We start from the raw sequence: 14,855 nt of genomic DNA, 5'->3' as shown, positions 1-14,855 counted from the left end.
AAGGAAGTCGTGTATGGAAAACAAAAGGTTTTTGTCTACTTTTGACCTTTCAAAAGTAGAGAGATTGCCTACGAAAAGGTAAAAAAATTAAATCAATTAAATGAGGCCGTGCTGATTTAAAAAAATCTAATATTGAACATTTTTTAATTTATGAAAGAGACCTATTATCTGAATCTTAATTTGATTGCCAGTGAACGAAATACCAATGATATCAAGCCTGAATATGGATGCAGTCCTGGATTGATGGGTATTTAAAGCAGTTATTCAAAATGGTAAGAATTAGGTATGGATAGGGATTATATTCGCTATTGTCTCGCTCAATTAAGGTTTCGTCATCCTATATTGACTATAATCATGTGGATAACAGCAAGAGAGTTTATTGTGCGCCATTCTTATCATATCGAAAAACATTATATTGAACGTGCTGGATGGTTACGTGCAGCGGTGCTGGGGGCAAATGACGGGATTATTTCAGTCACCAGTCTCGTGGTCGGAATTGCAGCCAGTGGCGCATCTACACATACCCTACTGGTGACCTGTATTGCCGGATTGATCTCTGGGGCTGCATCAATGGCTGCGGGTGAATATATTTCGGTTAAATCTCAGCAAGACATTGAACAGAATGATCTGGAGATGGAACAACGTGAACTGCAACTCCATCCCGAACATGAATTGAATGAGTTAAAAAATATTTATATACAACGCGGATTACAACCCACTTTAGCTGAAGAAGTCGCCCGCCAGCTGACCGCACATAATGCTTTAGATGCCCATGCTCGTGATGAAATTGGTATTTTAGATCATACCTCTGCCCAGCCCTTTCGCGCTGCATTTTCTTCAGCCACTGCATTTACAATCGGTTCACTCTTTCCTTTAATTTCCATTATGCTGCTGCCTGACCAATACTTAGAGAAAGGCGTCATGCTGATTGGGGTATTAAGTCTTGGCGTTATGGGTGCACTGGCCAGTTATGTGGGCGGAGTCAGTATCTGGAGAGGCTCAATTCGGGTGATGCTTTGGGGCATTATCGCGATGTTATTCAGCTCCTGGATCGGATCATTATTTAATGTGAGCATGGCATAAGAGCGCTTTTTATATGTTCCGCACTCTCTCCATGATGAATTTGAAATCCTCACCGCCCTTTAAGGACGGTGATTCCTACTGCTAGATTATGCCCAAGCATAAGTATGTTCTTAGCACTGTTCAAGTCCATCAGCGATGGATAGAACTCCATAACCCATTAATAAAGGCTTATCTCTTTTAAAATATCGCCTTCACTACAGCATATATGATTATGCAGTAGCCTAATGAATCTACTTGCGATTATGCTGTGAAGACATCACGCTTTTTTTGACTGGATAAACCGTTAAGTGAATAATAATGATTGATAAAAATATCCCGCTCACCGATTTACACCGCCACCTAGATGGCAATATCCGTCCGCAAACCATTTTAGAACTGGGGCAGCAATTTCAGATTCAACTACCTGCCAACACCCTGCCCGAACTACTGCCGCATGTTCAGGTCATGAACAATCAGCCCGACCTACTGAGTTTCTTAAACAAACTGGATTGGGGCGTGAAAGTCTTGGGTGATTTGGAAGCCTGCCGCCGTGTCGCATGGGAAAATATGCAAGATGCAGCACAGCAAGGTTTGGACTATGTCGAACTGCGCTTTTCACCCTTTTATATGGCGATGAGCCATCAACTTCCACTGGCTAGCGTAGTCGAAGCCGTGATTGATGGCGTTCAGCAAGGCAGCCGTGACTTTGATCTTCCTGCTAAGCTCATCGGTATTATGAGTCGTACCTTTGGGCAAGCTCACTGTCAGCAAGAACTGGATGCCTTACTGACTCATCGTGACCAGATTACCGCACTAGATTTGGCAGGTGACGAACTGGGCTTTCCAGGGAAACTGTTTATTGATCATTTCAAGCAAGCTCGTGATGCAGGCTGGAACATCAGTATCCATGCAGGCGAAGCCGCAGGTGCAAGCAGTATTTGGCAAGCGATTCAAACCCTCGGTGCAACCCGTATCGGTCATGGGGTGAAAGCTGTGGAAGATGCAAAATTACTGGATTATTTAGTTGAACATCAGATCGGGATTGAGTCCTGCATTACCTCAAATCTGCAAACCTGTACCGTTGCCGATATTGCTCAACATCCGCTTAAAACCTTTCTTGAACATGGCATTTTAGCTACGATTAACAGTGACGACCCTGCGGTTGAAGGCATTGATATTCAACATGAATATTTACACGCAGCAGCACAGGCAGGCTTGTCCGAAACACAAATCCGACAAGCGCAGCAAAACGGTTTGAGCATCGCCTTTTTATCTGCTCAGGAAAAACAGCAGCTTCAAGAGAAAGTATCGCAGCGTAACGCCTTTTCAGGAATCTATTAACCACGTGCTCTACTTTAATCACTACATGTGCTTTGCATCCATTAACTCATTCACTTTATTGCGATAATGACCAGCGATACAAAGACTGATCAATCCAAATGATCAATTCGCTGACCAATCTGTGATGAATCCTGATGAAAATGATTTGATTGATTTACTCAACAAGCAGTTGGTAGAACTGGAGCAACTCGATTTAAATGCTCTAGAGCTGGCTGAAACACATCATCACTGAGATGCATATTTGAGAATGACCTAAAGAATAGGGATCCTGTTCTTTAGGTCATAAGTGCTCTATTGATGATCATGAAGAAAAAATTATTTACCGGTTCAAAAATTAAGATTTCTCTTTTAGAACCTGTGCGAATTTCTTTACTTTTTCTAATGTCGCATCCACACCTTGCTTAAAGAAAGTATCAACCAGTGCTGAGCCGATCACAACCAGATCAACTTTCTTGGCCAAAGCTTTCATATGACTTTCATTTTTAATCCCAAAGCCAATGGCGATCGGGATATTAAAAATGGGTTTGATTTCAGCGATCTTTTTTTCAAGATTGGGTAGATTAAAATTGCCTCCGGTGAGGCCATTTTCCGCAACATGATATAAAAATCCTGTCGCACTTACTGAGATTTGTTCCAATCGCTCAACAGGAGTAGTGGGTGCAGTCATTGCGATTAAATGCATATTTTTTTCAGTTAATCGCAGTTTAAATTGTTCCCGATATTCATAGGGCGCATCCAGAATCATGATCCCATCAATCAGATTTTCGGTATCCTCAACCAGTTTCTCGAAACCATATTGCATGATCGGATTTAAATAGGTCATAAAAATAATCGGAGTTGTGTCATCCTGTAGACGGACTGCTTTAACCAACTCAATTGTCTGATGTACGGTTTGTCCAGCACTGAGCGCCCTGAGATGGGCTGCTTGGATGGTCTCTCCATCTGCAACAGGATCAGAAAATGGAATGCCAACTTCGATGATATCAGCTCCGGCTTGTCCTAATTGACTAAACAGACGACAACTTTCATTAAAGTCAGGATCTCCAGCCGTAAAATAACAGACCAGACCGCTTCTATGTTCCTGTTTTAATTGCGCTAGTTTTTGATCTAAACGGTTCATGCGGTTGCTCCTGCAAGATATTTTTTGACTGTGTCTAAGTCTTTGTCACCTCGACCACTTAAATTGACGATCATGGTCTGCTCCGGCTGCATTTCTTTTGCGAGCTTGATGGCATATGCGATGGCATGAGAACTTTCCAATGCCGGGATAATGCCTTCCTGCTGACTCAACAACTGGAAGGCCTGCACGGCCTCTTCATCATTGACCGCTGCATAAGTCACGCGACCTGTTTCAAACAGAATGCCATGCTCTGGACCAACCCCAGGATAATCCAGTCCTGCAGAGATAGAATGTCCTTCTAAAATTTGTCCATCTGAATCTTGTAGTAAGTAAGTCAAATTACCATGCAGGACACCGACTCGACCTTTTGAAATCGAGGCAGCATGCTCACTACTATCTGTCCCTTTTCCACCGGCTTCAATCCCAAACATTTTGACATTAGTATCTTGTAGAAAGGAATGCATGAGTCCTAATGCGTTTGATCCACCACCCACACAGGCAACCAAAGCATCAGGGAGTTTATTCTCTTTGAGGAGGATTTGATTTCTCGCTTCTATACCAATAATTTTTTGGAACTCTCTCACGATGGTTGGATAAGGATGGGGACCTGCACCTGTTCCCAACAGGTAGTAAGTCGTGTCTACGTTACTGATCCAATCACGCAAAGCTTCATTCATGGCATCTTTCAAGGTTCCACGGCCTTTTTTTACGCCTTTGAGTTCAGCACCCAGTAATTTCATGCGGTCAACATTGGGCTGCTGACGCTGAATATCAGTTTCACCCATATAAATCGTGCACTTCATCTTAAACAGCGCACAGACCGTTGCTGTGGCAACGCCATGTTGTCCAGCACCAGTTTCTGCAATAATTCTGGTTTTACCCATGAATTTAGCCAGCAAGATTTGTCCCACACAGTTATTGATCTTGTGGGCACCGGTATGGTTCAAATCCTCTCGCTTGAGATATATTTTGGCTCCCCCTGCATACGCTGTTAGATTTTTTGCATAAAACAGAGGGCTAGGACGACCTACGAAGTCCGTCAAAATTTGTCGATAGTCAGTCCAAAATTCAGGTTGATGCCGGATGATATTAAATGCGTGTTCTAAATCTTGTAGGGCAGGCATCAGGCTCTCTGTCATATAGCAGCCGCCAAATTTCCCAAAAAAACCAGATTTATCAGGACCCTGACCGGTATAAGGAGTTGTCATTCCATCTCTCTTCAAGCATAAAAATTTACTGAATCTTAAAATATTTCCATTTTTCTTATAATTGATATATTTTTAGCTCATGATGTTAGAAAAATTTACAGCATGAAACGTAGAACCTTACCACCCTTAAATTCTCTGAAAGCATTTGAAGCAGTCGCGCGACATAAAAGTTTCAGCTTGGCTGCAGAAGAATTATGTGTAACTCATAGTGCGGTTAGCCATCAAATCAAACAGTTGGAAGAGTGGTTGAATAAAAAACTCTTTATCCGGCATTCATCAACGATCTCTCTCACCAGAGAGGCAGAAGACTTATCCCTTCTTTGTACTCATTTTTTCAATGAGTTAGAACAATGTGTCTTTGAGTTAAGTAACAAAACTTCAGAAATGGAAATTGTGATCGGAGCATCTCATAGTTTTATGGCGAATTGGCTGATTCCACGCTTAGAGGAACTCGAAATCGTTTATCCCAATATCCATATTAAATTAATGACCTGTAACGACTTAAAGCTACTGGAAAAAGAACAAATTGATATTTTTATCAATAGCTTAAGTTTAAATCAGATGCTACCTGACTCTTTGGATAAATACCTTTTATTTCCGGATCACATGGGGCCTGTTTGTAATGGTGAAACCTATCATTTGAATACAATCAATGATCTCTTGAAGTACCCATTACTGCATACCCATTCTAATAAGAATGCCTGGCCTATCTGGTTTGAACGATCCAATCTGAACGTTCAGACTAAATGGAATGATCGCTATTTTGATCGTCTCAATTTAATGATAGAGGCTGCTGTTTCCGGATTGGGGATTGCGATAGCGCCTCAAATTTTAGTAGAAAAAGAAATCTTGAATGGAAGGATTATTGCGCCTTTTGGGTTCATAGAATGCGACTATAACTTCTACGCGATAGTAAGAAAAAATAGTGCGAACAGTGATGTTATGAATATTGTGAATTGGTTACAGAATGAGATCAGATGAGATCTTTAGAGATTAGCTACGATTAGGGAGATTTCATTACTGTAGGATGGATTTAAGTGCCATTTAATATAATGGTGATTAGACCTCTTTCATAAATCATTTTTGACTCAACTCCAAGTTATAGATTCCAGTAATTAAACTGAATCTCAAACTCAGTCGTTTAGCTCTATTTCGGTAACGTCCAGCAAGGATTTTAAAGGTCTTCAGGTGACCAAATACATGCTCGATCCCGATTCTTCTTTTGTTGAGTTCAGGATCCAGTTTACAGTACCTTTTGGCTTTTATCGGCAAGGATAAAAGCACAAGAAAGAATCTGGTTTGAATAGCTCGAAGTCATGCACCATACCGTGATCAGTGCATAAACTCAGAATTTGCTGAGTTTTATAATGGATGATGGCCTGTACTTTAAAGGTATGCGTCTTTTTCTTGCCACTATAGTTTTTCTTCTGTTTTTTTAGGCCTTTGAATTGGAATTTCTGTGGCATCCACGATCACCACATTCCAGTCTATGCCTTCGCCTTCGGGCAAATTCTTCGGTAAATTAAACAGCTTGGACTGAATCAGGCAATCTTCAACATGACGTACAATTCTTGAGGCTGTAGGCTCTGAAACCCCATAACTCGTAGCAACGTGAAATAAGGTTCGGTATTCCCGCCAATAGCTCAGACAGAGCAGAACCTGATCCTCCACACTTAACTTGGGTGGTCTGCCTTTAGCTGGAACATGCTTCTGCAATTGCTCAACCATTAAATAAAAGGTTGACCATGAGATGCCTATATATCGCTTAAACTGTGTTTCAGAAAGCTTCTTTGAATCAATGTATTTCATCCGCAGATTATGCACGAATACTAAAAAAGTTAGAGTACAAATATCAATCAAAAAGCTGCTCGTTTTTTAATTTATGAAAGAGATCTAATGATCTAAGTAAGATGATTTAAATTTATAATACTAGAAAGAACATCTCGGATTGTCTGATGAATTTTTCTATCAATTAATTTTGCAGACATACCTAATTGTAATGGTTTCTCTACATCTAAATAAGGATGATCGCCTATAAATAGCACATCACTCATTTGACATCCTAATCTTTCAATCAAAATATTGTATATCTGAGTGTTAGGTTTAATTTCACCAACCTTATAACTCAATATACTTACATCAAAATATGGGAGTAAAGGACTTAGCGCTTTACCATATGGTTTAGCTAAGTTAGAACACAAAGCTAATTTAAATCCTAATCTCTTTAGTTCCATTAATGTAGGTATTACATCTTCATAAACTTTAATTGTTTGTAGTTCAAATTCGAGATCCTCGTGAAGTTCTTGAAGTAGATCTTCTGGAATTCTTTTTCCAAAAATTTGTGCTAGTTGAGCGAGGTCAACATAATTTGACATAATCACTGAAGCATCATTCGATTTAGGCTTTCGACCATTATCTTTGAGCCATTTCATTAATTTTAGATAAGGTGATCTACTTTGCCCAATTTGCATAAGTGTACCAAAGGCATCAAAAGCAATAACTTTAGGAAGATTATTTCTGGAAGTCATAGAATCAATTTAATAAAAACATACTTAATTGTAATCATCATAAACAAATTTAGCAGTAGCTAGGGCGTGTCCTCATTTCATTTAACGAAGCAAATTGCTTTGTATCTTGTTTAATAAATCAGCAATTTCTTCATTAAACATTCAATTTTAAACATCTAAATAGTCATTTTTTTGAGCTATTTATCAAATGAGGACAACCCCTAATAATTTTAAAGAAATCTAAAAATAATCTAATTATTGTTGTTAACTATTGTACCGTCGAATTTTTAACATTCATGCATAATCTGCATATGAAATAAATCGACTCAAAGAAGCCTTCTGATCCTCAGTTCATCCAGTCAGCAAAACTGAATGGGTTGGGTATATCATTGGGCTTCTTTCATAAATCATTTTAGAAACTAAAAATTGTTCGTAAAGCCAAAATTGAAAATAGATTATAGTCGATATTAGATTCATGAGTGTGGCATGGATGCTACACGTTTCCCATCACGACAAGGAAGTCGTGTATGGGAAACAAAAGGTTTTTGTCTACTTTTGACCTTTCAAAAGTAGAGAGATTGCCTACGAAAAGGAAAAAAAATTAAATCAATCAAATGAGGCCGTACTGATTTAAAAAAATCTAATATTGAACATTTTTTAATTTATGAAAGAGATCTATTGTCCACTCATAATGTTCTCCCCTATGCAAAAAGAATAGACTAAATTTGTCTAGGAGAGTGGTGGCAGTCCAAGAATAGACTAAATTTGTCTAGGAGAATGGTGGCTATTCAAAAAGCATCTTTATTTTCAGTACATTCAGTCCCAGTGAAATCTTGCTAGTATCACATCAGTTTGATGACGTCCCAAGCACAGCTATCTTTACGGGAAACTTAACAATATTTAAAAATACTGATATTTACTCGCCCTTGGTTATGCTCAGGTCATGGTATGAATCGTGTCTTTAAAGCGTTTCCAGGCCACATAGAAAAACAGCACGGCAATTCCAACCAGCCAGAGAAACGACGGCCAAACGATATTCAGCCCGGCATTTCGATATAGAATAGCCTGGGCCAGCTCGACAAAATGCGTGGTCGGTGCAATCAGCATAAAATACTGTAAATACTCTGGCATACTTTCACGTGGAGTCATCCCGCCTGAGAGCATTTCCATCGGAATCAGAATCAGCATCATCAATAGACCGAACTGTGGCATCGATTTCGACATGGTGGCCAGATAGATTCCCATCGAAGTTGTGGCAAACAGCGTCAATAACGCACCAAAGAAGAAGAGTAACAAGCTGCCTTCGATCGGAACCTGTAGAGCGAACTGCACCACCAATTTTAGTCCGACAAAAGCCGCAAGCAATACCACCAGGCTCATGGACCAGACCTTGGACATCATAATTTCAAACACCGTCACTGGCATCACCATCAGGTGCTCCACCGTACCGTGTTCACGTTCCCGGATTAAAGCTGCTCCAGTCAGAATGATAGAGAGCATCGCCACGTTATTGATGATTTCCATGATACTACCGAACCATTTTTGGTCCAGCGTCGGGTTAAAGCGGGCACGCATCTCCAGCTCAACTGGCATACTGTTGACCTCCCTGCTATGCAGCAGATATTCACTGACTTCGGCCTGTACAATCTGCTGAATATAACCTGCCCCGATCATCGCCTGGGACATGCGTGTGGCATCCACATTGACCTGAATCACAGCTTCATTTCCTGCCAGCACATCTTCCTGAAAATTAACCGGAATATTTAAGGCAAAAGTAAACTCACCGGCATCCATTCCGGCATCCATATAATTCAGTTCAGTACTTTGTGGAATAAAATAAGGCGGATACATTGCCGAAGTGATTCGCTCGGACAAGGTCGAATGATCTTCATCCACAATCGCAATCGGGGCCATATTGAGGCTATCGGTCATAGCGGTAGCCGCTGTATAAATCGCCACAGTAAAGGTGTAGATGATCAGGATCAGCATGACCGGATCACGCCATAAGCTCCACAATTCCTTGCAACCGAGCTGGTAGATATTCTGTATTTTCTGGCTGAACATCCTAGGACTCCTGTTTTTTTAGCGCAAGGATTGCTGCACACATAATGACAGGCACCGACAGCAGAATGATCCAAAGAGACTGATGCAAGTCCTCAAAACCTAAAGCTTTGTTAAACACGCCACGGCTGATATTCACCATATGCGTAGCAGGATAAATCCCACCAAACCAGCGACCAAAGCCTTCCAGAGCAGAGACAGGATTGATAATACCGGCAAACTGCATCACCGGAATCAGCGTGCCAAGCATCACCAGAAACATCGAAGCAATCTGGCTCTTGGTCAGCGCGGAGGCCAATAGACCCGTAGCCGTAGAAAAAATAATAAATAATAATGAAGCCAAGGTCAGGGTCAGAAAACTGCCTTTAATCGGCACATCAAATATCACCACAATAATCAGGCACATCAGGAAATAATTCAGCATGGCCAGCACCACGTAGGGAATCTGCTTGCCGATCAGGAACTCACTGCGGGTGACCGGGGTGACATATAAATTGACAATGGAACCTAGCTCTTTTTCACGCACCACAGAAAGCGCTGTCAACATTGCTGGAATCAGCAGGATGAGCAGCGGAAATAAGGCTGGTGCCATCGCCGGCAGACTCTTGATATCCGGATTATAGCGGAATCGGGTTTCCACATTGACCGTACTCGAGATTTTATAGCCGCTTTGCTGCAGGGCCTGCTGCATCAACCAGTGTGCATGTATGCCCTGTACATAACCCTGAACCGTTTCGGCACGCTGTGGCATGGCTCCATCAATCCAGGCACCAATCTTGACCTCTTCACCCCGGGCCACATCGCGGGCAAAACCGGGCGGAATCTCGATGGCTAAAGAAATATCGCCGCGGCGCATGCGCTGATCCAAATCGTCATAGTCTTGCAAAGGAGGCTTTTCGACAAAATAACGCGAACCGGCAATACTCATGCTGTAATTCTGGCTTAGCCCTGTCTGGTCACGATCCAGCACCGCAAAAGTCAGATCATCCACATCCATGGTAATGCCGTAGCCCATCACAAACAGCAGGATAATCGAGCCGACCAGCGCCATGGTGGCACGAATCGGATCACGGGCCAGTTCCAGCAATTCGCGCCAGGCATAACTAAACAGGCGTTGCAGGCTGAATCGGCTGGATTTTCTTTGCGGCATCTTGGCGGGCGGTTGATCGGCTGAACGACTCTCCAGCTTTTCTTCTGCGGGAGGCTGGCTGCCTGCACCAGCATCCAGCAGATAGCCAATAAAGGCCTGTTCCAGTGTCGTAGCCTGCCGGTTTTTCATCAATTGTGCCGGTGCGGCACTGTCCAGCACCCGTCCGGCATGCATCAGCGACATGCGGTCACAGCGCTCGGCTTCATTCATAAAGTGGGTGGAAATAAAGATGGTGACCCCATCTTTGCGCGATAGAGTGATCAGATCATGCCAGAACTTATCCCGGGCAATCGGGTCTACACCGGAAGTTGGCTCATCCAAAATCAGAATTTCCGGATTATGCACCAGTGCTACCGCCAGTGACAAACGCTGCCTGATCCCTAACGGCAAATCGTCAGGCAATTTGTCTTTCAGCTCCATCAGGTCAAAACGCTGCAACATCTGCTGCACACGTGATGCGATCTGCTCTGCCGGCACATGAAATAACTTGGCATGCAACACCAGATTCTGAATAATGGTCAGTTCACTATAGAGTGAAAAGGATTGCGACATATAACCGACACGCCTGCGCGTGGCAATATCACTGCCTTGCACCGTTTGCCCGAACAGCCAAGCCTGTCCTTCCGAAGCTTCCAGCAATCCGGTTAAGACCTTCATGGTGGTCGATTTACCACAACCATTGGAGCCTAAGAATCCAAATATTTCGCCGCGGCGAATCTGGAAATTGACATGATCCACTGCGGTAAAATCACCAAATTTGACCGTCAGATCCTTGGCTTCCAAGGCATAGCCATCTGAACCATCATCCGCTAAAGGTGGAATCACCACCGGTTCATAACCCTGTTTCTTTTCCTCCGGTAAAAGCTTGATGTAAGCTTCTTCCAGGCTATGGCTGTCCGTCTGGGCCAGCAACTGTTGCGGTGTACCCGTTTGCAGGATGCTGCCTGCATCCATCATCGCCAGCCAGTCAAAGCCCTGCGCTTCATCCATATACGCCGTGGCAACAATGACACTCATCTGTGGCCGCACGTTACGAATACGGTTGATCAATTCCCAAAATTGCGCACGTGCCAAGGGGTCAACCCCAGTGGTGGGCTCATCCAGGATCAAAAAGTCCGGATCATGAATCAGGGAGCAGCACAGGCCCAGTTTCTGCTTCATACCGCCGGACAGTTTCCCAGCCGGACGATCAAGGAAGTCATACAGTCCCGTGCTTTTGGTCAGTGCATCAATACGTTTTCGGCTTTCTGCAGCATTGTGCCCAAACAGACGGGCAACAAACTGTAGATTTTCTTCAACCGAGAGGGTTTTGGACAGGTTTTTACCAAGTCCTTGTGGCATATAGGCGATATGTGGACAGACTTCTCTGCGGTGCTTTCGGTCAGCAATATCGCCACCAAGCACCATCAAGCGGCCTTGCTGAACCACCTTGGCACCAGCCAGCAATGCCAGCAGGCTGGATTTTCCCACGCCATCCGGACCGATCAGACCAATCATGCAAGCCGCAGGCAATGACAGGGAAATGTCCTTTAAGGCCTGGGTTTTGCCGTATTTCAGACTGACCTGCTGAATGTCGGCAACAATCGTGTCCTGTACAGATGAGGCTGTCATGATTTAACCAGATTGCTGAGAAAATCGGGCCAGGCAGCATTGTCATCGATTTTGATATAGGCTACGCCTGGAAGACCGGTTTTGACTTGCTGAATATGTTTCTGTAGCAAGGCGGGATCTATTTTTGCCTTGATCCGGAACATGAGTTTTTGACGTTCACTTTCAGTTTCTACGGTCTTTGGTGTGAACTGTGCAGTATCTGCGACAAACGATACTCGAGCAGGAATGACCACATTTTTGGCTGCATCCAGCACAATACGGACTTCGCTGCCTATCGCGATACGGCCAGCCACAGTTTCCGGCAGGAAGAAGGTCATATAAACATCCGACAGATCGATCAGGTTCATGACCCGTCCGCCTGCGGCAATCATTTCACCCGGCTGTGCCACCAGAAACTGGACACGTGCCTTCAAGGGTGCCTTGAGCTGGGCATCTTCAATATCGAAATTGATCCGCTCTATGGTGGCCTTGATGGCATCGACTTGCGAACGTGCGCTCGACACCTGACTGCGCGCTGCCACTATCGCACTTTGTGCACTGTCCACTTGTGCTCTTGCCGCACTCAGCACGGCTGCAACACTTTTGACATCGGCGCGCTCATCATCCAACTGCTGTTTAGAGACTGCCCCGTCTTTGGCCAAAATTTCGGTTCGTGCCAGACGGTTTTTGGCAGCGACCAGTTCGGTTTCACGCTGCTCGACCATGGCTGCGGCTGCAGCTTTTTCACTGATACGCATGGCCACCTGGGCTTCTGCAGTCGCAATACCATCCTGTGCCTGACGTTGCTGGGCCTGAACTTCACGCAGCTGTGCTTCCAAGGCAGAAACCTTAATTTGTGCCAAAACCTGGCCTGATTCGACAAAATCTCCTTCCTGCACCAAAATTTCTTCCAGCTGTCCGGACAACTTACTGGAGATATTGATTTCAGTCGCTTCAATCCGCCCATTACCACTGACTAAAGCCTGTGTATCCGGCTGGGTCATATTTTTCCAGACCAGATAGACCACCAGCCCCAGAATCACAATTGCACCGACAACAGCGAGTTTCTTTATATTCATGTGCCTGCTTACCCAAATTTTATTCTAAAGACATTTTTGAAAATTATTTTATAGCAGTCGTGTCACCCTCATTATGCAGCACAAGGTGACAGTGGAGCAGATGAAGCGACTTTTCACTGTCAATCCACTGTGGTTTAATGCCCAGTTACTTAAGTTGTGTACCCCATAGCCTCGAGATAAATTAAACAGGATCTATATGGGTGATGACATCAATCACCTGATGCTTCTTCATCACCAGATTTCTCGCATTCACTGAAATATCATGTCCTTGACGCACACTCAAATTGCCATCGACCTCAATATGCGCATCCACAATAATCATATCGCCCATTTTACGGGTCCGAATATTATGAACACCCTGAATACCTGCAGTGGAGAGAAAAGTCTGTTCTATTGCTTTGATTTCATGTTCATCCGCTGCCCTGTCCATGAGATCACTTAATGCTTGCCAACCAAATTCCCAGCCCATTTTTATAATCATCAAACCGACCACCAAGGCAGCAATTGGATCAAGAATAGGATAACCCAACAGGTTTCCGGCAATGCCGACCAGCACCACCAGAGATGAAGCGGCATCAGAACGGGCATGCCACGCATTCGCCACCAACATACTGGATTTGACTTTTTTGGCCACTTTCAGCATGTAACGAAACAAAAACTCTTTTCCTACTAAAGCCAGCATAGCGATATACAATGCAACGGCCTGTACTTTGGGAATTTGTTCTGGATTGAGAATTTTGTTCGTCGCCATAATCAGCATCCCCATCCCGACCCCAAATAACAGCAGGCCTAGAATAAAAGATGCTGCTGTCTCAAAACGGTAATGGCCAAAAGGGTGATCCTCATCGGCTTCTTTCTTACTGTGATGGTTGGCAAACAGAACAATAAAGTCCGCCACCAAATCGCTGAGGGTATGAATACCGTCTGCAATCAGGCCTTGGGACTTGGCAAAAATGCCGACCACAATCTGAAAGATGGATAAAAACAGGTTGACAAATACACTCACCCACGTGGTTTTACTTGCTGCCTGCGCACGCTGTTCTGGATGAATTAAATCATCTTCATGGGTATCATCATCGAAATGCTGTACAGACATCGCTGCTCCAGTCGCTCAGTTTACTTGATTGTAATCGATTATATATCAGTATGATGGGTTATAAATTTTATCAAGTGTTTATTATTCTTCTACAAGACATCCTAGGTGGACCTGCAGGGAGCCTTAAACTTCCTCCCCTACATAGTTAACCAATTCTATTCTGTATGGTGGGCGGGCTCACGGTGTAGCTGTGAAGCTGCATGAGAACTAAGCTGATTGAGGCGCTTTAAAAAATGCGTGGTATGTTACCGGCAACCGCACATGATACGTGCTGAGCCAGATTGAAGAGCCTGATCGGCTGATGCGGCGCCCAAGTCAACCTGGTTGGCTGGTTTCAACCCGGTAAATCCTTCACCAGCGAAGTGAACGCGTACAGGAAATCTTAAAAAATAATCATTAGCGATTCACTTGGCTTCTTTCCCCCCTTTTCCTCATATTGAGATTGTTTGTTTGAAAACATTTGGGCAATATTTTAAACATTTAAATACTTAGGCTATTTACTATACAAAAGCAAGGATACATCATGGAAATATGATCCATTTCTTTTTACTTTTTTTCGGTGGCATAAGTCAATCAGTTAATTTTTTAGACCCTATATATCATCTAAGCTGAGCCAGTTAAAACATGGCATAATTCAATAT

Annotated in this window: 11 protein-coding genes; 3 read left to right on the top strand and 8 right to left on the bottom strand. The window is 43.4% G+C overall.

What is annotated here, in order from left to right; genetic code table 11:
- Positions 1-381: 381 nt before the first annotated feature.
- Positions 382-1,083, top strand: coding sequence for a VIT family protein (locus tag WAE57_RS15490; RefSeq protein WP_337711259.1), 702 nt, complete (start codon positions 382-384; stop codon positions 1,081-1,083).
- Positions 1,084-1,380: 297 nt separating this feature from the next.
- Positions 1,381-2,403: an adenosine deaminase gene (gene add / locus WAE57_RS15485; protein ID WP_337711258.1), complete on the top strand. Its 1,023-nt coding sequence runs from the start codon at positions 1,381-1,383 to the stop codon at positions 2,401-2,403.
- A 334-nt stretch (positions 2,404-2,737) separates the two neighbouring features.
- Here the strand turns inward: add and trpA are convergent, their stop codons facing one another.
- Positions 2,738-3,523: a tryptophan synthase subunit alpha gene (gene trpA / locus WAE57_RS15480; RefSeq protein ID WP_337711257.1), complete on the bottom strand. Its 786-nt coding sequence runs from the start codon at positions 3,521-3,523 to the stop codon at positions 2,738-2,740.
- A complete protein-coding gene (gene trpB, locus WAE57_RS15475; protein WP_337711256.1) occupies positions 3,520-4,731 on the bottom strand; it encodes a tryptophan synthase subunit beta in 1,212 nt (403 codons plus the stop codon). The genes trpA and trpB overlap by 4 nt, the downstream gene beginning before the upstream one ends.
- Positions 4,732-4,833: 102 nt before the next feature.
- On the opposite strand from trpB, the gene WAE57_RS15470 reads away from it, so the two are divergent.
- Positions 4,834-5,712: a LysR substrate-binding domain-containing protein gene (locus WAE57_RS15470; protein WP_337711255.1), complete on the top strand. Its 879-nt coding sequence runs from the start codon at positions 4,834-4,836 to the stop codon at positions 5,710-5,712.
- 432 nt (positions 5,713-6,144) lie between these two features.
- On the opposite strand, the gene WAE57_RS15465 is transcribed toward WAE57_RS15470, so the two are convergent.
- The 6 genes from WAE57_RS15465 to WAE57_RS15440 form a co-directional block, all read right to left on the bottom strand.
- On the bottom strand, positions 6,145-6,540 hold the full coding sequence (locus WAE57_RS15465) for a transposase family protein (protein ID WP_301436850.1): 396 nt from the start codon (positions 6,538-6,540) through the stop codon (positions 6,145-6,147).
- Between the two features lie 92 nt (positions 6,541-6,632).
- Positions 6,633-7,259: an HAD family hydrolase gene (locus tag WAE57_RS15460; protein ID WP_337711254.1), complete on the bottom strand. Its 627-nt coding sequence runs from the start codon at positions 7,257-7,259 to the stop codon at positions 6,633-6,635.
- A gap of 915 nt (positions 7,260-8,174) precedes the next feature.
- Positions 8,175-9,302, bottom strand: coding sequence for an ABC transporter permease (locus tag WAE57_RS15455; protein ID WP_237788211.1), 1,128 nt, complete (start codon positions 9,300-9,302; stop codon positions 8,175-8,177).
- Between the two features lies 1 nt (position 9,303).
- Positions 9,304-12,060 carry a ribosome-associated ATPase/putative transporter RbbA gene (gene rbbA, locus WAE57_RS15450; RefSeq protein ID WP_337711253.1) on the bottom strand — a complete coding sequence of 919 codons (2,757 nt, stop codon included), beginning with the start codon at positions 12,058-12,060 and terminating at the stop codon, positions 9,304-9,306.
- Entirely contained in the window at positions 12,057-13,118 is a 1,062-nt protein-coding gene (locus WAE57_RS15445; protein WP_337711252.1) for an HlyD family efflux transporter periplasmic adaptor subunit, read from the bottom strand. Before WAE57_RS15445 ends, rbbA begins: the two co-directional genes overlap by 4 nt.
- 181 nt (positions 13,119-13,299) lie before the next feature.
- Entirely contained in the window at positions 13,300-14,214 is a 915-nt protein-coding gene (locus WAE57_RS15440; protein WP_337711251.1) for a cation diffusion facilitator family transporter, read from the bottom strand.
- Positions 14,215-14,855 lie beyond the last annotated feature (641 nt).

It is taken from the genome of Acinetobacter sp. NS-4 (assembly GCF_037402435.1).
Taxonomy (GTDB): Bacteria; Pseudomonadota; Gammaproteobacteria; order Pseudomonadales; family Moraxellaceae; genus Acinetobacter.
This window is presented reverse-complemented; position numbering and strand designations above follow the sequence as displayed.